Origin of the sequence: Solidesulfovibrio aerotolerans (genome assembly GCF_009856865.1) — a bacterium.
GTDB lineage: Bacteria > Desulfobacterota > Desulfovibrionia > Desulfovibrionales > Desulfovibrionaceae > Solidesulfovibrio > Solidesulfovibrio aerotolerans.
Genome location: NZ_WVUD01000018.1, coordinates 44,226 through 66,888, shown reverse-complemented (window position 1 = coordinate 66,888; position 22,663 = coordinate 44,226). Strand labels below are relative to the sequence as shown.

The following is a 22,663-nucleotide window of genomic DNA, read 5'->3' as shown; positions in this document are numbered from 1 at the left end:
GGTCCAGCCATGACCGCACGCGACGCGGAAGAGACGCCCAAATCCGCCCCGGCCCCGGCCCGGGACTTCATCCGCCAGATCATCGACGAAGACAACCGCACCGGCAAATGGGCCGGACGCGTCCATACCCGCTTCCCGCCCGAACCCAACGGCTATCTGCACATCGGCCACGCCAAGTCCATCTGCCTCAATTTCGGGCTGGCCAAGGAATTTAACGGCCAGTGCAATCTGCGCTTCGACGACACCAACCCGGCCAAGGAAGAGGTGGAATACGTCGATGCCATCAAAGACGACGTGCGCTGGCTCGGATTCTCCTGGGACGACCGCCAGTTTTACGCCTCGGACTATTTCGAGAAGCTCTACGCCTTTGCCGAGATGCTCATCGAAAAGGGCCTGGCCTATGTGGACGACCTGACCCAGGAAGAGATCCGGGCCTACCGGGGCACGCTCACTGAGCCGGGTAAAAACAGCCCCTACCGCGACCGGACACCGGCCGAGAACCTTGATTTGCTGCGGCGCATGCGGGCCGGCGAATTTCCCGACGGGGCCAGGGTGCTGCGGGCCAAAATCGACATGCAAAGCCCCAATGTGGTGCTGCGCGACCCGGTTATCTATCGTATCAAGAAGGTGGAGCACCATCGCACCGGCAACGCCTGGTGCATCTACCCCATGTATGACTACACCCACTGCATTTCCGACGCCCTGGAGGGCATCACCCATTCCATCTGCTCGCTGGAATTTGAGAACAACCGGCCGCTCTACGACTGGGTGCTCAATAATCTGCCCGTGCCGGGCCATCCGCAGCAGATCGAATTCGCGCGCTTGAACCTGTCGTACACGGTTTTAAGCAAACGCAAGCTCATTCAGCTGGTGACCGAAAAAGTCGTTTCGGGCTGGGACGACCCGCGCCTGCCAACCTTGAGCGGCATCCGCCGCCGGGGCTACACGCCCGAAGCCATGCGGGATTTTTGCGAGCGCATCGGCGTGTCCAAGGCCGACAGCATGGTGGATGTGGCCCTTTTGGAGCACTGCCTGCGCGAAGACCTCAATCGCCGGGCCAAGCGGCTTATGGGCGTGCTGCGACCGCTTAAGCTCGTCATCGAGAACTATCCCGAAGGGCAGGTGGAAGACATCCGGTTCCCCTACCATCCCGAAGACGAGTCCATGGGTGTGCGCAACGTGCCGTTTACCCGCGAGCTTTTCGTCGAGCGCGACGATTTCATGGAGACGCCGGCCAAGAAGTGGTTTCGCCTTGCCCCCGGGGCCGAGGTGCGGCTGCGCCACGCCTACTACGTCACCTGCACCGAGGTCATAAAAGACCCGGCCACGGGCGAGGTCATTGAACTGCGTTGCACCCACGACCCGGCCACCAAGGGCGGCTGGTCCGACGACGGGCGCAAGGTCAAGGGCACCATCCACTGGGTCTCGGCCGCCCATGCGCTCACCGCCGAGGTGCGCCTCTACGACCGCCTGTTCACCAAGGAAAACCCCATGGAAGGCAAGGGCGAGTTCATGGACTGCCTCAATCCCCATTCCCTGGAAGTGATTGCTGACGCCCTCATTGAACCGGCCCTGGCCGACATTCCGGTCGGCGAGAACGTGCAGTTCGAGCGGCTGGGCTATTTCTGCGTGGATAAGGATACAACGCCGGCCAAGCCGGTGTTTAACCGCTCGGTGGCGCTCAAAGACTCCTGGGCCAAGGCTGGTCGGTAAAACTATTTGAACCGGCCCGGCCGCCTGGGCTGGATTGGACTGGGCTTGGTTGCCCCAGGCTGGGTTTGGCTGGACGGCTTGGTTGGCCTGGACGGGGCTGGACTGGCCCGGGCTTGGCTTGGTTGGCCTGGGTCGGTTGCGTTGGCCCAGGCTGGGTTTGGCTGGACTGGGTCGGTTGCGTTGGCCCAGGCTGGGTTTGGCTGGACTGGGCGGCCCGGGCCGTGGCCTCGGGAACAGGTGCAACGCGCGTCTTCGGGCGCGCGTTTTCTTTTTGGGAACGGTGGGTTGGGCGGTGAGCCAGGGAACTGTCGCTGCAGGAGCGTGGGGCAGGCAAGGGGCTGCGGTGCGTGGCCGGCCACAAGCCGGTCGGGAAGCCAAACAGCCAAGTACCCCGCCACAAATGAAAAAGGACTTCCGGGTCGCCATCCCTGAAGTCCTTTTCCTAAAATTGCTTTCGCAGAGGAAGGATGTTTTCTCTCTAGCAAATGGCGGGCCATCTTTTCAGGGTCAGCCTGTTCTGATAAATAACGCAATAAAATCAGTTGTTTTTGCGCCATAAAGATTCTGTAAAATCCGTCCGTATGGCCTTGGCCGCGTACAGGATCTTGTACCTTCCCAGAGGCGCCCCCCGGGTGGTACAAAGTTTTATACCTTGCCGCGCCGCGGCCGGTCCGACACTGGTACCTCTTGGCAAAAGACCTTGGTGGGGTGTAGGTGAAACCATACGGGTAGATCCAGGGTATGTACCCAGACCAAAGCTGGCTGACGCCCAATAGGAGCATTTCCATGCGACAGCTTCTTCTTGGCGCTTTTTGCTTGGCGTTGTGCGGCCTGAGCGCCTGCACGCCCAAACCGCTGACCGATTCGGAGTTTCGTGGCTTTTGCTACACTGCGGGCGGTGGGCGAGGCATGTCCTGCGACAACATTGAACTGTGTAACGTCTACGATAACGACGTTATGTCTGTTCAATTTGCCTCGCACCAGGCTTGTAACAAGGCCTGCAACGACGTGTTCAACGCCCTTTCCGGCCCCAATCAATTCAATGGTTGCATGCCTATCGTAGTGACGGGGTTTAATTGGTGCGCCAAATACTGCAACACCAATTACCCTGACGCGCCCACTCGGTAGCGCTTGTATGCCGTTTTTCTTCTGGCCAATCGGGCGTTGCCGTCCCACCGGACCACCCCAGGCTGTTTCCCCCCGCGCCCCGGCGGGAAGGACCACGACCTGCCGCAGAAACGTGGCCAAGGGTTCGTTGCCTGCCTGGGCGGCGATGCCTGCTGGGACGGCCTGGAGCAACCGGAGCCGCCTCCCATGAGCCGGGGAGGGCGGCGGTTCGCGCGGCGTGGTAGCCAACTCCGGCCGGTCTGGCGGATCTGGCTGGTCTGGTTGGCCTGGCTGCTGACCGTGTCCACGGCCGTTGCCCAGACCGCCGGCCCGGATTTTACCGCAGCCGAACGGCAGTTTCTGGCCGAACATCCTGTGCTACGCGTGGGTGTTTCCGCCGGACAGAATCCTTTCCAGGACATCGTGCCCGGCCCGGACGGTGCGTCCCGCTATATGGGGCTGGCCGCCGACTACCTCGACGCCCTGGCCCCCCTGCTCGGGGTCACGTTCGAGCCGGCCTTTGACATCACGTATACCCGCGCCCTGGAACTGGCCCAGACCGGCGGCGGCATCGATGTCTTCGCCTGCATCACCGACACGCCCGCCAGGCGAACCTTCCTGCACCTGACCCGGCCCTATTCCAGCCTTCCCTATGTCATGATCGCCCGGCACTCCGACAACCCCGTCTGGAATATCGCCGACCTGACCGGCAAGATCGTGGCTGTGGCCCCCACCTTTTTTGCCTACGAGCGCCTGCAAGCTGCCTACCCCGACCGCAGCATCCGCTTTGATTTCAAGCGCAACGCCCGAAACGCCGTGGCTGCCGTGGCCGAGGGCCAGGCCGACGCCACCTTTCTCAACCTGGCCGCAGCCACCGGCATCATCCGGGACCTTGGCTACGACAACCTCACCATCGCGTCGGTCATGCCCTGGCCCAACAACGACGTCTGCATGGGTTCCCCCTTTCCCCTGCTGGCCTCCAGCCTGCAAAAAGCCCTGGATGCCCTTCCCCAGGACCGCAGGACCGCCCTGGCAGAGCGCTGGTTCGACGCCGCCCGCCAGCCGGCCAGGAGCCAAAACGTCTGGCCCCGGCCACTGCTGTGGGCCGGCGGGCTGGCCGTCCTCCTCCTGGCCGCCGGCTGGGGCTGGCAGCGCCGACGCGTCGGGATGTCCCGGCGAAAGGCCCTGGAAAACGACTGCATCGGCCACAAGGATATGCTCGAAGCGGTGTTAAACGCCACCAGTGATGCCGTGTTGGTCATTGACGATTTCTACCGTGTCATCATGGTCAACGAGACAGGGGCGGCCCGATTCGGACTGGCGGCCGAAGCCTTGCGGGGACAGGGCCTCCTGGAGCTTATCGACGCTCCGGTGGCCGCCACTCGCCGGGAACGCTACCGGCAGGTCCAGGAAACCGGCCGTCCGCTGCGCTTTACCGACCAGCGGGCCGGACGCGTCTACGAAAACGCCGTCTACCCCATCCCAAACCCCACCGGCGGCCGGCCCCATCTGGCCATCTACGCCCGGGACATGACCGAACAGCTTGCCGCCGATGCGGCCCTGGGCGAAAGCCGGGAGCGGCTGGACACGATATTTCGCCTTTCGCCGGTGATCGTCAGCGTCGCCACCCGGGCCGAAGGCCGTTTCCTGGAGGTCAACGAGGCCTTTACCGCTGTCACCGGCTATGCCCGGGAAGAGGTCGTCAACCGCACCCCCCAGGAAATCAGCCTCTTTTTGCGCGATACCGACCGGGACAACATGTTGCGGATTCTTGAGCGCGACGGCGTGGTTCGCAACATGGAATTGGCCCTGCATCTGCGCGACGGCCAGGACCTCACGGTGCTGCTCTCCTGCACCCCCATCGAGGCCTATGGCCAGGACTGCCTGCTCTCGGTGCTGGTGGACATCACCGGCCGCAAATCCATGGAACAGGCCCTGCGTCTGGCCAAGGATTCGGCCGAGGCAGCCAACCAGGCCAAGAGCCGGTTCCTCTCCACCATGAGCCATGAGATCCGCACGCCCATGAACACCATCCTCGGCATGGTGGATGTGTTGCGCGGCACCGCCCTCACCGGGCGGCAGCAGGAATTCCTGCGCACCCTGGAACTGGCCGGCGAATCCCTCATGACGCTGTTGTCCGACATCCTGGAATTGGCCAAAATTGAATCCGGCGGCCTGGAACTGGCCAAAATCCCCTATGATCCGGTGGTGGTGCTGCATGAGGCCTCGGCCTTGCTGGACGCCCAGGCGCTGGCCAAGGGGCTTGTCCTTCGCCTGGAGACCGCCCCGGACGTGCCGCGCCAGGCCTGCGGCGATCCGGCCCGCCTGCGCCAAATCCTGCGCAATCTGGCCGGCAACGCCGTCAAGTTCACCACCTGCGGCGAAGTCGTGCTGACCCTGTCCCGGCTCCCGGCCAGCCCGCCCCGGGAGGAACTGCTCTTTTCCGTGTCCGACACCGGCATCGGCATCGCGCCAGACAAGCAGGAAACCATCTTTGAACCCTTCACCCAGGTCGATTCCTCAACCACCAGGGCCTACGGCGGCACGGGCCTTGGCCTGACCATCAGCACGCTCCTCGCCGACGGCCTGGGCGGCCGACTGTGGCTGGAATCCACCCCCGGAGCCGGCAGCACCTTTTACTGCGCCATCCCCGTCAACGGGTGCAACCCGTCCAGCCTGCCCCCGGCCAAGGCCCCGGCCGCGCCCCAGGCCCTGGCCGGCCGGCGCTCCCTGCTCATCGTCGAAGACAGCGAGTCCAATCGCCTGCTCTACGGCGATCTGCTCGAAAACCTGCCCCTGACCGTCACCTACGCCGTCACCGGGGAACAAGCCTTGGAAATGGTCGAGGCCCGGGCCTTTGACGCCGTGGTCATGGATATTGCCTTGCCCGACATCGACGGCTACACCGTCATTGCGGAAATCCGCCGGCGCGAAGCCGCCGCCGGCCGGCCCGCCACGCCCATCCTGGTGGTCACTGCCTATGCCTTCCGCGAGGAAAAGGGCCGGGCCAAGGCCGCCGGAGCCAGCGCCCTGCTCACCAAGCCCCTCCAGAAAAATCGCTTTCTAGAGGCCCTGCGCCATGTATTTGGCCAATCTTCCCCCGGGCAGGCCCCGGATAGTCGGGCCGCATGGACAACACCCGACGATTCGCGCTAGGGTGGTTTCTATCTTATCGATCACCGCCAAGGAGGCGCACCAATGGCCGCGAAATCCACCCAGACCGAAGCCATGGCCGACGAACTGCGCGACATCATCCGCCACGCCGGTGCCCTGATCGAGGCCACTGCCGGCGAAGCCGACGAACGGGTCAAAAAAGCCCGGGACACACTGGAACAACGGCTTGAGGCCGCCAAACGGCAATACGCCGATCTCGACGGCCTGCTCGACGAGAAGCTCCAGGCCGCCGACCGTATCATCCATGAAAAACCCTACCACGCCGTGGGCGGCTCGTTTCTTTTCGGGCTGCTGCTGGGCTGGTTTATGAGTCGTAAATAGCGTGGCTGACGCGTTTGCCGCCCTGTCGGAACTGACCGCTGCGGGCCAGCGCCTGGCCGGCCTGATCCTTGACGTGGCCGTTGATCGGCTGGAGCTGCTCGGCCTTGAGGCCCGCGAGGTCAAAATCCGCTGTATCCAACTGGTGCTGCTGGCGGTTGCCGGTGCCGCCCTGCTGCTTTTTGGCCTGGCCTTGGCCGTGGTGGCGGTGCTGCTGGCCGTGCCGCCGCCGTGGCGGCTGGCAGTGGCGGGCGGCGGGGCGGCGCTCTTTCTGGGAGCCGGGACGTTGGCCCTGTGGCGGCTGCGTCGCCGGCTGGCCCGGTTGCCCCTGGCCTTTTCCCAGACCGTGGCGGAACTGAAAAAGGATCAGGCATGTTTTTAGACGGACAGTTGCGCGCCCTGGCCGAAGCCCGGCGCAGCATCGCCCTGCGGGGGGAAATCTCCCGACGCCTCATGGGTCTGGAAACAGCCCTGGCCCAGGCTGTGGTGCGCCGTCGGCTGCGCGACCTGACCCTGGGCCTGGGTCTGGCCAAATGGCTCCTCGGGCACCTCGGCGGGCGTGGGCTGCGCCGCTGATCCGCCCGACCGGGGCGGCACGACGAAAAAAAAGGCAGACCTGGTGAAGGCAATTTCCACGATGTCGATCCGTGGCGGCCTTGTTTTGTTGGTCCTTTTGGCCGTGTTGCCGTCTTTGGCCCTCCAGGTCTATGACGGCGTGCAGCAGCGCCGCCACCTCGTGGCCGACGCCTCGACCAAAGCGTCCCAGGCCGCGGCCGCCATGGCCCAGGTCCAGGAGCGCATTACCGAGAGTACCCGCCTGCTGCTGACCGCCCTGGCCGCCATGCCCGAACTGCGCCAACTCGACAGCGCTGTCTGCACCTCCCTGTTTGCCGCCCTGCTGGGACAAAATCCCATCTATGCCAATATAGTGATAATCGATACCCAGGGCGACGTCATCGCCTCGGGTCGTCCCTTGGTCCGGGTCAATTTGAGCGACCGCAAACATTTTCGCGACGCCATGGCCTTAAAGCAGTTCATGACCGGCGAATATATCATCAGCAGCACCAGCGGCCAGCCCGTCTTCCCCTTTGCCCTGCCTCTTTACGACTCGAGCGGCGCGCTTCTCGGCGTATTGGCGGTCGCCGTGGACATGAGTTCCTTCGACACCGCCTACGCGGCTCTGCGCATGCCGGCCGGCACCACATTTGGCATCACCGACCACAAGGGCGTGCGCCTGTATTATCTGCCCCCAACCGCCACCAACCCTCTCGGCAGCCCGATCCGGGGCGAAATATGGCAGGCCATTGATTCCGGCGGCAACCAGGGCGTGTTCCTCAAGCCCGGTTCCGATGGCGTCAGACGCCAGTATGCCTTCCACAAGCTGCGCCTGTCGCCGATAGCCCCGGCCTATATGGCCTTTGTGGTGGGCGTGCCCGAAGAAACCATTCTGGGGCCGGCCCGACAGGCTCTTTTCCACAACCTGATCCTGCTGGCCGCCACCACCGGACTGGCCCTTGGCGTGGCCTGGTTTATCGGCGGGGGTGTCATCGCCGCCCGCCTGGACCGCATCGCCGACACCGCTGCCCGCATCGGCCAGGGCCAACGCTCCGCCCGCACCGGCCTGCCCCACGGAGGTGCCGGCATCGCCAAAGTGGCCGGCAACCTCGACGCCATGGCCGAGCTGCTGGCCGCCAATGACGAGGCCCGGGAACACGCCCTGGCCGCCCTGCGCCAAAGCCAGGAACGCATGGCCCACATAACGGCCTCCATGGCCGACTGGATCTGGGAAATCGATGAAAACGACTGCTACGTCCATCTCGGAGACAAGGTGCGGCTGGCCCTTGGCTACGAACCGGCGCAGTTGGTGGGCAAGTCCTATTACAGCTTCCTGGCCCCGGGCGAGGAAGCCACCCTGCGCCCGGTCATCGAGGCAGCCAAAGCGGAGCGCTCACCCCTGATCGACCTGATCAACTGGCGCCTGACCGTGGAGGGCAAAAGGCGGTGCCTTATGACCAGCGGCGTGGCCTGGCACGATGAGACCGGTTCTTTTCGCGGCTACCGGGGCGTGGACAAGGACGTCACCGAACGCGTGGAAGCCGACCGGGCCATCCGGGCTTCCCTGGCCGAAAAGGAAATTCTGCTCAAGGAAATCCACCACCGGGTGAAAAACAACCTGCAGATCATCTCCAGCCTGCTCTACCTCCAGTCCGAACAGGTCAAAGACCCCATCGCCCTGGAAAGCTTTCGGGTCAGCCGCAACCGTATTGCCTCCATGGCCCTGGTCCACGAGGAGATCTACCGCTCCGCCGACCTCTCCCACATTCGGCTGGACACCTATATAACGGATCTGCTGCCCAAAATTTTCGGCCAAGGCCCCAAGGACTCGCCCTTGGACCTCCGCTGCATCCTGGCCCCGGTCACCGTGCCCATCGAACAGGCCGTGCCGGCCGGCCTGGCCGTCAATGAATTGCTCACCAACGCCCACAAGCATGCCTTTTTCGGCCGGGAAAACCCTGTCCTGACCGTGACCCTGGCCCAGACCGACGACGCCATCACCATCACCATCGCCGACGACGGCCCTGGTCTGCCAACTGATTTCGACCTTGAGCAAACCGGGACGCTGGGCATGCAGCTCGTACTCAATCTGGCCCGCCAGCTCGGCGGCAGCATCAACGCCCGAAATGACAGCGGCGCGACCTTCATCCTGCGCTTCCCCAAAGCCGACGACACAGGGGCCAGCCGGTCTTGACAGCCGGCCCGCCAGCCCCGACACTTGGCCCATGCCCGACACGACCGATCCTTCCCGGCCCGACCCCTGGGCCGTCGGCACTGCCGCCGTCATTTTAGCCGGCGGCCTGTCCTCGCGCATGCTGGGACCGCTCAAACCCCTGCTCCCCCTGGCCGGACAGACCGCCCTGGCCCGACTGGCCGCCACCTTGCGCCACGCCGGGGTGACGGACATTGTCGTGGCCGGCGGCCACCGCCACGACGAAATTGCGGCCGAAGCCGCGCGCCTGGGACTGCGTTTCGTTTACAATCCGTATTACGAAACCGGCATGTTTTCGACAGTCCGGGCCGCCCTGGCCGTCCTGCCGCCCACAGCCGCCCAGGTGCTTATCACCCCGGCCGATGTGCCGCTGTTTCGCCCGGCCACCGTGGTCCGGCTCCTGGGCCGGGCCGGTGCGCCCGACGCGCCGCCCGTGCTCTATCCGAGCTTTGCCGGGGAGCGCGGCCATCCGCCCTGCCTGGACGCGACCCTTGCCCCGGCCATCCTGGCCTACGACGGCGACGGCGGCCTGCGCGCCGCCCTGGCCCCTTATCCTTTTGAAGAACTTCCCGTGGCCGACGCCCTGACCCTGGCCGACATGGACACCCCGGACGATTACGCCGTCTTGGACGTCCTGGCCGGGCGGCTGGACATTCCCACCCCGGCCGAGGCTGAGGCGTTGCTGGCCATCGAGGCCGTGCCGCCCCAGGGGCTGGCCCATGCCCGCGGTGTGGCTGCCGTGGCCGTGGCTCTGACCCGGGGCCTTAATGCTGCCGGGGCCGGCCTGGATTGCGAACTGATTGAGGCCGCGGCCCTGCTTCACGACGTGGCCAAGGGCCAGCCCCACCACGAGGCTGCCGGCGGCCGGCTCCTCGACGCCCTGGGCTTTTCCCGGGCCGGGGCCATCGTTGCCGCCCATCGCGACATCGATCTGCCACCGCAGGCCCCTGTCACCGAACGCGAAATCGTTTATCTGGCCGACAAGTTCGTCCACGGCAGCCGGCTGGTGTCCGTGCCCGAGCGGTTCGGCCAAAAACTGGCGCTTTTTGCCCATGATCCCGAGGCAGTGGCCGCCATCACCCGGCGCCGCAGCAACGCCCTGGCCATCCTGGCCCGGGTGGAACGGGCGCTCCCCCGCCCCCTGGCCGACATCCTGGCCACAACCGGCCTCACACCCGCGAGACAGCCATGAGCACGCTTTTTTTGCTGCGCCACGGGGCGATCTTCCAACATGCCCCGCGCCGGTTTATCGGCCAGACCGATCATCCCCTCACCGACGACGGCCGTCGGCAGGCCGCCTTGTGGTGCGATGTTTTGGCCGACATTCCCTTTACCGCCGTCGTGGCCTCGGATCTGACCCGCTGCCAGGAGACCGCCGCCCTTGTCCTGGGCGGGCGCGATGTGCCCATCCGCCTGGAACCGCGCCTGCGGGAAATCGCCCTGGGCGCGTTTGAGGGCCTCACCGTCGAGGAAGTCCGTCACCGCTTCCCCGGGGCCTACGAACGCCGGGGCTGCGACATTGCCGGATTCTGTCCCCAGGGCGGCGAGAGCTTTAGCGAGGTCCAGGACCGGGCCGTGGCTACCGTGGCCGAATTGGCCGAGCTGCCCGGCAACGTGTTGGCCGTGGCCCACGGCGGGGTCAACCGCACCATCCTGTGCCATGCCCTCGGCATCGATCTGGCCTGCCTGTTCCGCCTGGGCCAGGACTACTGCCGCCTCAATATCCTGGAGCTTGGCCCGGACTGCTGGCGGGTGGATGCCATCAATCTGGCCCCTGTTGTGCCCTGGCGCTTTCCCGGTCCCTGACGCGGCATTTCCTATTGCCAGACTGTGAAATGCGCCGGAAAACGGGCCAGGCAGCGCAAAAAAACGACGCACACCACATTGACAAGCCCGGCCTGGGATGAAATTGCATGGATCATGCGATACTTTCTTATGCCGTTGTGTCTTGTCCTGGTCTGTCTGGCCGGTTGTTCCGAAGAAAAACCGCCCGCATCCCCGGCGTCACGCGCCTCACGGACCGTTTCCGTGCCGGTGCGCCCGGTGGGGCGCAGCGAAGTGGTGGAATGCCGCTCCTTCCCGGCCCAGGTGGAGTCCGAGCAAAGCGTGGTCCTGGCCAGCAAGCTCTCGGGCACGGTGGAGGCGGTCATGGCCCGGGAAGGCGACCGGCTGGCAGCCGGCGCGCCGATTCTGCGCATCGACGACAAGGATCTGATCAGCCAGGAACGGGGCCTTATTGCCGACCGCGAACAGGTCGTGCGGGAAAAGCAGGGTCTGGCCGCCCGGGCCGGTCTGGCCCGGACCACCATGGACCGCATGTCCCGGCTGCTGGTCCAACGGGCCGTCAGCCAGGAGGATTTCGACAGGGCCAAGGCCGAGTTTGACGCCGCCTCGCGCCAGATCGACGCGTTAACGGCCAAGGAACAGGCCGTCACCGCCAAACTGGGCGAACTGGCCGCCCTTCGGGCCTACACCCGCATCACCGCCCCCTTCGACGGCATCCTGGCCCGACGCTATGTGGACCAGGGCGCTTTTGTCGCGGCTGGTGCCCAACTGGCGCTCATTGACGCCGCTTCCGGCGGCTTTGAAATAACCGCCCAGGTGGACGAATCGCTGTTGGCCGATCTGCGCCTGGGCCAGACCATCATCGCCGCCGTGCCGTCCCTGGCCGCCGCTCCCTTTGCCGTGACCGTCTCGGCCATCGTTGGCCGGGTCGATCCCCAAAATCGCACCTTCAAGCTCAAATGCGCCCTGCCGGCCACGGTGCCCGAAGCGGTGGGGCCGCCCCGGGCCGGCATGTTCGGCCGGGTGTTCGTCCCGGCCCGCACCGTCAATAAACTCCTTGTCCCGACCAACTGCCTGGCCCTTCGCGGCGATCTGCCCACGGCCTTTACCGTTGACGCGACCGGGACGCTCCATCTGCGCCTGGTCAAGACCGGCGGCACCTTTTTGGCTGTGGCCTTTGGCGGGGCCACGTATTTAACCGACTCCGAAGCCTTTGACCCGGCTGGCCGGGAACGCTTTGTCGAAGTCCTCAGTGGGTTAAACGACGGCGAAAAACTGGCCTGCGACACCGGGGCCACCCTGCGTGACGGGGATAGCCTCGCCGGAGCGCCAAAGTGACCGGCCCCGAGGCCCCCCATGGCCGCCACGGCGACTGGCTGACCCGCATAACGGCCCTTTTCGTCGATTCCAAGCTGGCCCCGCTGCTGGTCCTGGCGGCCCTTCTCACCGGCGTCATGGCCGTTTTGGCCACGCCCAGCGAAGAAGAGCCGCAGATTATCGTGCCCATGATCGATGTCCACGTCTCCATGCCCGGGGCCACGCCCAAGGAGATGGAAAACCGCGTGGTCACGCCCATGGAGCGCATCCTGTGGGAAATCCCGGGGGTGGAATACGTCTATTCCACGGCCGGCGACGGCGAGGCCCTGACCGTGGTGCGCTTTGCCGTGGGGGCCGATGTCGAGCGCAGCGTGGTGGCCGCCTATGCCAAGCTCTACCAGCACCTGGACTGGATTCCGCCCGGGTGCAGCCAGCCGATCCTCAAACCGCGCTCCATCGACGACGTGCCGGTCCTGGCCGTGACCCTGTGGGGCGGTCCCTATGACGCGCGCCAACTGCGCACCATGGCAGCAGCCATTAACGAAAACGTGCGCCGCATCCCGGGCGTGGGGGAAACCACCATCACCGGCGGGCGCAAGCGGGCGGTCATGGTGGACCTTGACGCCGACAGGCTGCGCTCCCGGGGCCTGGACGCCGTGGATGTCATAACGGCCCTTGGCGAGCAAAATGCCGCCCGTTCCGTGGGCGAGACATACGAACTCGGTGCGGCCCTGGCCGTGCGGCTGGATAATTTTTTCCGCAGCCAAAAAGAACTGTCCCGGGCGGTCCTGGCCGTGCGCGATGGCCGGCCGGTCTATTTAACCGACGTGGCCACGGTGCGCGACGCTTTTGACGACCCCCTCGACTATGTCCTTTTTGTGCCCGGCCCGGCCATGGCCGCGCCCGAGGTGCGGCCGGGCGAGGCCCATCCGGCCGTCACCCTGGCCGTGGCCAAACGGGCTGGCGAAAATGCCGCCCGCATAGCGGATGCGGCCCTGGTAAGCATTGAGGCCCTTCGCGGCACGGTCCTGCCGGGCGATGTCAGCCTCACGGTCACGCGCAACCACGGCGAGACGGCCAAGCACAAGGTGGACGAGCTGCTTATGCACCTTATCCTGGCGGCCGTGACCGTGGGTGGCGTGGTGGCTCTCTTTCTCGGGTTGCGGGCCTCCCTGGTGGTCATGGTGGCCGTGCCCGTCACCCTGGCCGTGACCTTGGCCACGTATTGGCTCATGGGCTATACGCTCAACCGCGTCACCCTGTTTGCGCTTATCTTTTGCATCGGCATCCTGGTCGATGATCCTATCGTTGACGTGGAAAACATCGTGCGCCACCTGGGTCTGCCGGGCGCGCGGCAAAAATCCCTGTCCACCGTCATCGTCGAAGCGGTTGGCGAAGTGCGTGCGCCCCTGGTCCTGGCCACCTTCACGGTCATCGCCGCCATAGCCCCCATGGCCTATGTCGGCGGGCTTATGGGACCGTACATGCGGCCCATGCCCATTGGCGCGTCGGTCGCCATGCTGCTGTCCATGCTGGTGGCCTTTTTAATCACGCCCTGGACGGCCAAGCGCACCCTGCGTCCGTCCACCACGGACCACGCCGCCATCCCCAACGACCTGGGCACGCGCCTGTATTTAAAGCTCATGGACCGGCTGCTCAAACGCCCGGTCTGGCGCTGGGGTTTTCTGGGTCTGGTGGGGATGCTTTTTCTTGGGGCCTGCGCCCTTTTTCCGGCCAAGGCCGTGCTGGTCAAGATGCTGCCCTTTGACAACAAAAGCGAATTCGCCGTCATCGTGGACATGCCGCGTGGCACGACCCTGGAAACGACCACGGCCGTGGCCCGGGAACTGGCCGACGCGGCGCTTACCCGCCCTGAGACCGTCAATGCCGTCATCTACGCCGGCACGGCCGCGCCCATGACCTTTAACGGGCTTATCCGGCATTACTATCTGCGCACCGCCCAAAACGAGGCGGAAATCGCCGTCAATCTGCGTCCCAAGGGCGAGCGCAGCCTGCAAAGCCACGCCATTGCCAAGGCCGTGCGCGAGCGGCTGGTCCCCATCGCGCAGCGCCATGGAGCCAGGATCAAGGTGGTGGAAGCCCCGCCCGGACCGCCGGTGCTGCAAACGCTGGTGGCCGAAATCTACGGCCCCACCGACGCCGGCCGCCAAAGCGTGGCCGAACAGGTCAAAGCGGTCATGACCGCCACCCCGGACGTGGTGGATGTGGACTGGTATGTGGACGATCCCCGGCCCGAGCGGGTCATCCGCATCGAGCGCGACAAGGCCTTAACGGCCGGCATCGACCCGGACCGGGCCTTGCGCGACGTGGCCGCTTCGTTTTCCGGCACCGTGGCCGGCCTGCTCCACGACGAGGCGGCCCGGGAAGACGCGCCCATTGTGGTGCGCCTGCCCAAGCGTTCCCGGCCCGATGCGGCCAGCCTGGAATCGGTGACCGTGGCCGGCACCGACGGCAAACTCGTGTCCCTGGCCCAGATCGCGGGCATCACCGCAACCGAGCAGCCCGGGCGCATCTATCACAAAAATCTTTTGCCCGTGGTCTATGTGACCGGCGATGTGGCCGGACGCGAGGAAAGCCCCATCTACGCCATCGGCAAGGTCAACGACACCCTGGCCGCCTTGGCCGCACGCGGCGAGGGGGCCTGGCAGACGGCCTCCAAAGCGCCTCTCCCCATCCTGTGGAGCGGCACGCCGGCCGATACGCTGGGCTATAGTCTCAAGTGGGACGGCGAATGGCAGATCACCTACGAAGTCTTTCGCGACATGGGCTTGGCCTTTGCCGTGGTCATGGTGCTTATCTACGTGCTGGTGGTCAGCTGGTTTGGCTCCTACACCATCCCGTTGGCGATTATGGCTCCCATTCCTCTCTCGCTCATTGGCATCATCCCGGCCCATGCCGCAGCCGGGGCGTTTTTCACGGCCACGTCCATGATCGGCTTTATCGCCGGGGCCGGCATCGTGGTGCGCAATTCCATCATCCTGGTGGATTTTATCGAGCTGCGCCGGAGCGAGGGCATCCCCCTGGCCCAGGCCGTGGAAGAGGCCGGCGCGGTGCGCTTTCGGCCCATGCTGCTCACAGCAGTCAGCGTGGTGGCCGGGGCCTTTGTGATTCTCTTTGACCCCATCTTTCAAGGCTTGGCCATCTCGCTTATGGCCGGAGAAGTGGCAGCCACCATTTTTTCGCGCATGGTGGTGCCGGTTCTGTATTTTCTCGACGCAAGACGCCACGACCCGGCGACAACGCCTGGGTAAAGGCCAGCCTGAGCTGGAAGGTGATTGAAGACAGAAGAGTGCCTCCGGCGGCCAAAGGGCTGAGCCCTTTGGAATCCCACCTGAAGGCAAGGGGTTAAGGGGAACGGGACATTCGTCGGGGCCGCCTCGCCAGCCCCAATAACCCCTTGAAAAACTTCTCCTATCAAGGGGGTCCGGGGGGGATTATCCCCCCCGGCCGCCGGAGGCATTCTTAATTCTATCAGTCGAGTTCGTATTCGCCGCGCCAGTCGCCGGTTTCGGGGTACGCGGGCTGGCCGTCTTTACAGAAGAGGCAGTCGCCGATGACAAGGTAGTCCATTTCCGTGCGCATAAAGCAGCGGTAGGCGTCCTCGGGGGTGCATACGATAGGCTCGCCGCGCACGTTAAAGCTCGTGTTGACCACCATGGGGCAGCCGTGGCGCGCGCCGAAGGTGGTGATGAGCTGGTGGTAGCGCGGGTTGGTATCGGCGTGGACGGTCTGGATGCGGGCGGAGAAGTCCACGTGGGTGATGGCCGGGAGGGTGGAGCGGTTGACATATAGCCGCTCGAACATGGGCATCTGCCAGTAGCCCTGGGGCAGGGGATGGCGCAGGGCGTCGGCCACCGGGGCCACCAGCAGCATGTAGGGCGAGGGGCGGTCCTGGATGAAATAGTCGGACACCGCCTCGGCTGCAACCGACGGGGCAAAGGGCCGAAAGCCTTCGCGGTATTTGATTTTGAGATTGAGCTTTTTCTGCATCTCCGGGTTTCGCGGATCACCCAGGATGGAGCGGCCGCCAAGGGCGCGCGGGCCGTATTCCATGCGGCCCTGGAACCAGCCAACGACCTTGCCGTCGGCCAGCAGATCGGCCACAGCGTCGCACAACGCGCCGAAATCTTCATAAAGCGTATACGGCGCATCCCGGCGGGCGGCCAGACGCAGGGCGTCGGCCCGGGTGAACTGCGGTCCGAGGTAGGAACCGGCCATGCGGTCCAGCGCCCCGGCCGGCAAGGGCGTGCGGTCGTTTTCGCCCCAGATATGCCAGGCGGCCAGGGCGGCCCCGAGGGCACCGCCGGCATCGCCGGCCGCCGGCTGAATCCACACGTCATCGAAAATGCCGGCGCGCAGCAGTTTGCCGTTGGCCACGCAGTTTAAAGCCACGCCGCCGGCCATGACGAGGTTCTTGCAACCCGTCAGTTCCCGGGCCGTTTTGGCCAGCCGCAGCACCACCTCTTCGGTGATCTGCTGGATGGCCAAGGCGAGGTCCATGTGCTCCTGGCCGAGTTCGGACTCGGCGGCCCGGCGGGGCAGGCCGAAAAGGGCCTCCCACTTGGCGTCGCGGCACATGGTCAGGCCGGTGGCGAAGTTGAAATAGGCCATGTTGAGCAGCAGCGAGCCGTCCGGGCGCAGATCCACCAGGGTTTCGAGGATCTTGGCCTTAAATTCCTCCACCCGCGCCGAGCCGTCGATGCCGTAGGGAGCCAGGCCCATGAGCTTGTATTCGCCGGAATTGACTTTAAAACCGCAGTAGTAGGTGAAGGCGGAATAGAGCAGGCCCACGGAATGGGGGAAATCCAGCTCGCGCAGGAAGGTGATATCCTTGCCGCGCCCAAGGCCGATGGTGGTGGTGGACCATTCGCCCACGCCGTCGATGGTGAGGATGGCGGCCTCGTCAAAGGGCGAGGGATAAAAGGCCGAGGCGGCGTGGGAAAGGTGGTGTTCGGGAAAAAGGATGCGCGGCCTGCCCGGGCCGAGTTCGGCCAGCTCCTCGCGCAGCATCTTTTTCATGAACAGCTTTTCCTTGATCCAGACCGGAATGGCCGACAGGAAGCTGCGAAGGCCGCGTGGGGCAAAGCCGTGGTAGGTTTCGAGCAACCGCTCGAACTTGAGATAGGGCTTGTCGTAAAAAACGACGGCCGCCAGTTCCGCCAGTTCAATGCCGGCCTCGGCCAGCACATAGGCCGCAGCCTTGCGGGGAAACCCGGCGTCGTGCTTGACGCGGGTGAAACGTTCCTCGTGGGCGGCGGCCACGACCACGCCGTCGCGCAAAAGCGCAGCGGCGGAGTCGTGGTAATAGGCGGAGATCCCCAGGATGTATTCGGGCATGGGCGGGACCGGCTAAAACAGCGTATAGATGAAGGGGGCCACGGCCGAGCCGCTGGTCAGGACAACCAGCACGCCGAACAGCAGCAGCACCAGGATGATGGGCAGCAGCCAGAATTTTTTCCGTGCGCGCAAAAAGCCCCAAAGTTCGCTTATAAATTCCATTATGCCTCCAGATGCCGTCCAGTCCGGTGGTTGCGGGCGCGGACGGCGGAAATGTCGGATATCCCGGGCGTTGCCTTAAAAGGGCTGTTCGATGTCGGCCGGGCCAAAGGCGTGGTCGCGCACCCGGAAAACCGAGTCCGTCCCCTGTTTGAACTGCCGCACGCGCATGGGGTCTTTGCCAAGCAGGCCCCGCAGCAGGCCCATGGGCGTGAGCACAACAAAAAAGACCAGGGCCAGGATCACCTTGGACATCACCGTGCCCAGAACATGGGACAGGCCAAACCAGACCTTGGCCGCCGGTTTGAACAGGGCCGGGGCGATCATGTCCAGGAGCAAAAGTCCTGTGGCAATGGTCACGTAGCGGATTTCGCGGGTGATGAAAAAGACGATGAGGCTGACCAGCACCAGGGCCATGCCGGTGTCGCGGGCCTGATCGCGGCTGGCGGAGAGCCAGAACGCGCTTTTCTGCCGTTTGTGTTCCAGTGAGGACATGTGTTGGGTGCTCCGGATCGGGCGTTGCCGTCGTACCGGCCCGAGGCCGGAAACTGGGTTCACCTAGCCCGGGGCGGTGGAGGGCGTCAAGGCGTGCCCCATTCTACGAGCGGTCTTGTGCGTCAGTGCCGGCTGCGGTGTTACGCCCTCGGGTCAATCGTCCGTGCTGACGCTGCGCTGGCGTTTGCGCGCGCCCTGGCGCTTCTTGTCATCCACCCGGCGGCGTTTGGCAGCCAGGGAGACGCGGGTTTTCTTGCGAGGGGCGACCGGGGTCAGGGCGGCGCGCAGCAAGGCGGCAAACCGCTCCAGGGCGAGTTCCTTGTTGGCGAACTGGCTGCGGGTGGACTGGGACACCACGCGCAGCACCCCGTCCTTGCCGATGCGACCTTCGAGAGCCTGGCCGATGCGGGCCTTGTCGTATTCGGTCAGGCTCGGCGAGGCCTGCACATCAAAAAGCAGCGTCACCTTGGTGCTGGTGGTGTTGACGTGCTGGCCGCCGGGACCGCCGCTGCGGGCCGCAATAAACGAAATTTCGGCCAAGGGAATGGCCACCCGGGCGGTGATGGTCAGCGTGTCCATGTCGTCCCCTTTATTGAATTGAAGAGTGCCTCCGGCGGCCAAAGGGGTGGCCCCTTTGGAATCCCTCCTGGAAGGCAAGGGGTTATAGGGGGACGGCGTTGCCGCGAGGCGGGAGGGGGGAGTCCCTCCCGGCCCCTCCCTGCCAGGGACAAAGGGGCCTGTTGCGACGAGCACAACCCCCTTAAAAACTTTTCCCGATGGGGGTCCGGGGGGATCATCCCCCCGGCCGCCGGAGGCCTCTTCTGCCTTCCCCCTCCTACACTCTCGCGGTGATGGTCAGGCGCGGGGCGGCGGTTTGGAGTCGGGCTATGAGATCGGGCGGAAAGACGGTTGGTCCGGCGGCCGAGAGGGTGGTGTCGGTGCAGCCATCGGGACGAAAGCCCTGGATGACCCAGCGTCCGGCGTCGGCTGCGGCCAGTTCGCCGGCCAGTTCCGCCAGTTCGGCTTCGGTCAAAAGGCCCGGGTGCCAGGTGGTGCGCGTTTCGCAGGGCACGCCGCTTTGCAGGAGCAGGGTGAGGCTGGCAAACGCCGCCTCGCCGCTGCGGGCCACGCCGGTGATGCGATCGTAGGCGGCGCGGGGGGCTTTGACGTCGAGGCCCACCCAGTCGCACAGCGGCAGGATTGCGGCCAGGGCGTCGGGGTACATGCCGGTGGTATGCAGGCCGACTTTGAAGCCCAGGGCGCGCACGGCGTCGAGCATGGGGCCAAGCCCGTCCTGGAGGGTGGGTTCGCCGCCGGAGAAAACGACCGCGTCCAGGAGTCCCCGTCGGCCTTTGAGCCAGGTGAGCACCGAGGCTCCGTCGCGCTCGGCCTGGTCGGTTATTTCGCGCAAGGGTTCGTTGTGGCAGTAGGGGCAGCCCCAGGGGCAGCCCTGGCAATAGACGACAGCGGCCAGGGCGTCGGGGAAATCGAGGGTGGAAAGGGGCGTTACGCCGCCGATAATCAGTCCGTTCATGGGGCGTCCCTTAGCGTTCCCGGCGACCGGGGGCAAGTGGGCGGCAGACCGCCGTCCCGATAAAGAAAAGGCCGGTATGGCACGACCCCGTGTCGTCGCCATGCCGGCCTATGCGTAAAACCCTTGAAAAGCTTCTCTCGATGGGGGGTCCGGGGGCCTCAGGCCCCCGGCCGCCGGAGGCCTCTTCGCCTTCCGTTCTTCTTACATCGCAACTGGTTCGCTAAAGCACACCCGGTCGTCGTATTCGCCCTGTTTGCCGACGTTAAAGGCCGATTTGGGCCGGTAGTAGCCCATGACGCGGGTCCAGATTTCGCAGGCCTGTTCGCGCCCTTCGGCGGCGCAGGTCGGGCAGGTGATGTGTTCACCGTCGAGGTAGCCGTGAACGTCGCAGATGGAAAACGTCGGCGTCACGGTGACGTAGGGCAGGGCAAAGCCGGACAGGGAGCGCTGGACCAGCTTTTTGCAGGCTTCGGCGCTGGTGACGCGTTCGCCCATGTAGAGGTGGAGCACCGTGCCGCCGGTGTATTTGCGCTGGAGTTCCTCCTGGCGGGAAAGGGCCTCGAAGGGGTCGTCGGTAAAACCCACCGGCAGTTGGGAGGAGTTCGTATAATACGGCTTTTCCGGCGTACCGGCCTGGAGGATGGCCGGGAAGCGTTTTTTGTCTTCGCGGGCGAAGCGGTAGGTGGTGCCTTCGGCCGGCGTTGCTTCGAGGTTATAGAGGTGGCCGGTCTCTTCCTGGAACTCGGTCATGCGTTCGCGCACGTGGTCGAGCAGCCGTACGGCCATGGCGTGGCCGTTTGCCGAAGTGATATCTTCGGTGCCGCCGGTGAAGTTGCGGATCATTTCGTTGATGCCGTTGACACCGATGGTCGAGAAGTGGTTGCGCAGCGACCCCAGATAGCGCTTGGTGTAGGGGAACAGCCCGGCGTCCATGCGGCGGGTGATCTCCTTGCGTTTGATCTCCAGGCTGGTGCGGGCGATGTCGAGCAGGGTGTCGAGCCGGGCGAGCAGACCGGCCTCGTCGCCGCGATGGGTGAAGCCCAGGCGGGCGCAGTTGATGGTGACCACGCCCACGGACCCGGTCTGTTCGGCGCTGCCGAAAAGGCCGTTGCCGCGCTTGAGCAGTTCGCGCAAATCGAGCTGCAAACGGCAGCACATGGACCGCACCATGTTGGGGGTGAGGTCGGAATTGAGGAAATTCTGGAAGTAGGGCAGCCCATATTTGGCCGTCATTTCAAACAGGATGTCCACATTGGGCGACTGCCAGGGGAAATCCTTGGTGATATTGTAGGTCGGAATGGGGAAGGTGAAAACGCGCCCCTTGGCGTCGCCGGCGGTCATAACTTCGATGTAGGCCCGGTTGATCATGTCCATTTCGACTTGCAGTTCGCCGTAGGTGAACGGCATCTCTACGCCGCCGATGAGGGGATGATCCTTGGCCAGATCCTCAGGGCAGGTCCAGTCGAAGGTCAGGTTGGTAAAGGGCGTCTGGGTGCCCCAGCGCGACGGCACATTCAGGTTGTAGATCAGTTCCTGGATGCACTGGCGCACTTCGTCATAGCCCAGATTGTCCTTGCGGATAAACGGGGCCATGTAGGTGTCAAAGGAGGAAAAGGCCTGGGCACCGGCCCATTCGTTTTGCAGCGTGCCGAGAAAATTGACGATCTGGCCCACGGCGCTGGAGAGGTGTTTGGGCGGTTTGGCTTCGACCTTGCCGGGCACGCCGTTTAAGCCTTCGGTCAACAGCATGCGCAACGACCAGCCGGCGCAGTAGCCGCACAGCATGTCGAGGTCGTGGATATGGACATCGCCGTCGCGGTGGGCAGCGCCGACTTCGGGCGGATAGACGTGGGAAAGCCAGTAGTTGGCCACCACTTTGCCCGAGACGTTCAGGATCAGGCCGCCGAGTGAATAGCCCTGGTTGGCGTTGGCCGAGACGCGCCAATCCTGGCGGTCGAGGTATTCGTTGATGGAGGCGGCCACGTCCACCACGGTTTTTTTGTCTTCGCGAAGCCGGGCGCGCTGTTCGCGGTAGACGGAATAGGCGCGCATGGTGCGGAAGTGGTTGGCCGAGACGAGCACTTGCTCCACGATGTCCTGGATGCGCTCGATATCCGGGATCTGGCCCACAAAGCGGTGGGAGAGGACTTTGACGGCCTGGGCGGTTAACAGCCAGGCTTCGTCGTCGCCGAATTCGCCGGTGACTGCACCGGCGCGGCGCATGGCGGAGAGGATTTTGTCGGCGTCGAAGGCGACGATTTCCCCGTGGCGTTTGCGGATGCGCGACGGCACGGCGGCAACGGCGGGCTGCTCGGCCGGAGTGGCGGCGGCGGCCTTGGCGGTGGGGTCGGAATCGGGATAAAGGGCCAAATTGCCGTGTTCCATCGGCTCGGACATGCGAGTTCTCCCTGGCGAGACCATTAGCGATAGTGGGAAGGGCAACGGCAGCCAAAAAACGCGCGCGGCGTCCTGGCTGGACCGGGCAACCCTCCCTCGAGGCTCCCTGGACTGACGTCGGATTGGTCCCGACGGGCGTTGGCAGGTCTTCGGACTGGCGAACATTTCGGCCGTATGCGGGCCGCGTATCTACTACCCGTCGCTTCCCGGACGCCGCGCGTCCAGTGCTTTGTTGCGGGGTTCGTTTTCGCTCACCGCTGCGGGGCAGTTCCGGACTCGCACCGGTATTCCCTCTTTCGGTTCCGCCGCCCGACGGGCTGTCGGGGGCGGACACCAACGCTTCGTGTTATATGGGAGCATGCGCGTCTTGTGTCAACTGCGGCAAAAAGAAGTGGGATCAAGGTGGTTTGGAGGAATTAGGAACGGTTTGAGGAGAATCCCGGCTGACGCATTTACGGGCAACGTGCTGGTTTTATGGGGATTTTTAATGTGTCTGGAAGTGTGCCGGGAGTGTAAGAAATTACAGCCGCAACTGTTCC

17 protein-coding genes and 1 riboswitch are annotated in these 22,663 nt (G+C 64.7%); of the genes, 11 read left to right on the top strand and 6 right to left on the bottom strand.

The annotated features are described in order from the left end of the window. Positions 1–9: 9 nt before the first annotated feature. The 11 genes from GTA51_RS11265 to GTA51_RS11215 all read left to right on the top strand — a co-directional run bounded on the left by GTA51_RS11265 (position 10) and on the right by GTA51_RS11215 (position 15,453). A complete protein-coding gene (locus GTA51_RS11265) occupies positions 10–1,713 on the top strand; it encodes a glutamine--tRNA ligase/YqeY domain fusion protein (RefSeq protein WP_160961156.1) in 1,704 nt (567 codons plus the stop codon). 786 nt (positions 1,714–2,499) lie between these two features. Further along, positions 2,500–2,841 carry a hypothetical protein gene (locus GTA51_RS11260; protein WP_160961155.1) on the top strand — a complete coding sequence of 114 codons (342 nt, stop codon included), beginning with the start codon at positions 2,500–2,502 and terminating at the stop codon, positions 2,839–2,841. Between the two features lie 186 nt (positions 2,842–3,027). Further along, complete coding sequence (locus GTA51_RS11255; RefSeq protein WP_160961153.1) at positions 3,028–5,976, top strand: ATP-binding protein; 2,949 nt, start codon at positions 3,028–3,030, stop codon at positions 5,974–5,976. Positions 5,977–6,018: 42 nt separating this feature from the next. Then, positions 6,019–6,315, top strand: a complete 297-nt coding sequence (locus GTA51_RS11250) for an ElaB/YgaM/YqjD family protein (protein ID WP_160961152.1) — start codon at positions 6,019–6,021, stop codon at positions 6,313–6,315. Between the two features lies 1 nt (position 6,316). After that, entirely contained in the window at positions 6,317–6,694 is a 378-nt protein-coding gene (locus tag GTA51_RS11245) for a phage holin family protein (RefSeq protein WP_160961150.1), read from the top strand. Then, the gene (locus GTA51_RS11240) at positions 6,685–6,888 is read left to right on the top strand and encodes a hypothetical protein (protein WP_160961148.1); all 204 of its coding nucleotides are present in this window, start codon (positions 6,685–6,687) and stop codon (positions 6,886–6,888) included. Before GTA51_RS11245 ends, GTA51_RS11240 begins: the two co-directional genes overlap by 10 nt. Before the next feature lie 61 nt (positions 6,889–6,949). Then, positions 6,950–9,061 (top strand): histidine kinase dimerization/phosphoacceptor domain -containing protein, encoded by a 2,112-nt coding sequence (locus GTA51_RS11235; RefSeq protein WP_211922536.1) that lies wholly within the window; start codon positions 6,950–6,952, stop codon positions 9,059–9,061. 31 nt (positions 9,062–9,092) lie between these two features. After that, complete coding sequence (locus tag GTA51_RS11230; protein WP_160961145.1) at positions 9,093–10,271, top strand: DVU_1551 family NTP transferase; 1,179 nt, start codon at positions 9,093–9,095, stop codon at positions 10,269–10,271. Then, positions 10,268–10,885 (top strand): histidine phosphatase family protein, encoded by a 618-nt coding sequence (locus GTA51_RS11225; protein ID WP_160961144.1) that lies wholly within the window; start codon positions 10,268–10,270, stop codon positions 10,883–10,885. Before GTA51_RS11230 ends, GTA51_RS11225 begins: the two co-directional genes overlap by 4 nt. 114 nt (positions 10,886–10,999) lie before the next feature. Beyond that, a complete protein-coding gene (locus GTA51_RS11220) occupies positions 11,000–12,202 on the top strand; it encodes an efflux RND transporter periplasmic adaptor subunit (protein WP_160961142.1) in 1,203 nt (400 codons plus the stop codon). Beyond that, entirely contained in the window at positions 12,199–15,453 is a 3,255-nt protein-coding gene (locus tag GTA51_RS11215; RefSeq protein ID WP_160961140.1) for an efflux RND transporter permease subunit, read from the top strand. The genes GTA51_RS11220 and GTA51_RS11215 overlap by 4 nt, the downstream gene beginning before the upstream one ends. A gap of 220 nt (positions 15,454–15,673) precedes the next feature. Here GTA51_RS11215 and GTA51_RS11210 read toward each other — a convergent pair whose 3' ends face one another. The 6 genes from GTA51_RS11210 to GTA51_RS11190 all read right to left on the bottom strand — a co-directional run bounded on the left by GTA51_RS11210 (position 15,674) and on the right by GTA51_RS11190 (position 22,124). After that, positions 15,674–17,539: a carbamoyltransferase family protein gene (locus GTA51_RS11210; RefSeq protein WP_160961139.1), complete on the bottom strand. Its 1,866-nt coding sequence runs from the start codon at positions 17,537–17,539 to the stop codon at positions 15,674–15,676. Between the two features lie 12 nt (positions 17,540–17,551). Beyond that, complete coding sequence (locus GTA51_RS20615) at positions 17,552–17,701, bottom strand: DUF5989 family protein (RefSeq protein ID WP_170300334.1); 150 nt, start codon at positions 17,699–17,701, stop codon at positions 17,552–17,554. 75 nt (positions 17,702–17,776) lie between these two features. Then, entirely contained in the window at positions 17,777–18,193 is a 417-nt protein-coding gene (locus GTA51_RS11205) for an SxtJ family membrane protein (RefSeq protein ID WP_160961137.1), read from the bottom strand. Positions 18,194–18,346: 153 nt separating this feature from the next. Next, a complete protein-coding gene (gene arfB, locus GTA51_RS11200; RefSeq protein ID WP_160961135.1) occupies positions 18,347–18,772 on the bottom strand; it encodes an alternative ribosome rescue aminoacyl-tRNA hydrolase ArfB in 426 nt (141 codons plus the stop codon). Between the two features lie 256 nt (positions 18,773–19,028). Continuing rightward, positions 19,029–19,727 (bottom strand): anaerobic ribonucleoside-triphosphate reductase activating protein, encoded by a 699-nt coding sequence (locus tag GTA51_RS11195; protein ID WP_160961134.1) that lies wholly within the window; start codon positions 19,725–19,727, stop codon positions 19,029–19,031. Between the two features lie 201 nt (positions 19,728–19,928). Continuing rightward, positions 19,929–22,124 (bottom strand): ribonucleoside triphosphate reductase, encoded by a 2,196-nt coding sequence (locus GTA51_RS11190; protein ID WP_211922535.1) that lies wholly within the window; start codon positions 22,122–22,124, stop codon positions 19,929–19,931. A gap of 123 nt (positions 22,125–22,247) precedes the next feature. Continuing rightward, a riboswitch (cobalamin riboswitch) is annotated at positions 22,248–22,477 on the bottom strand. Between the last annotated feature and the right edge of the window lie 186 nt (positions 22,478–22,663).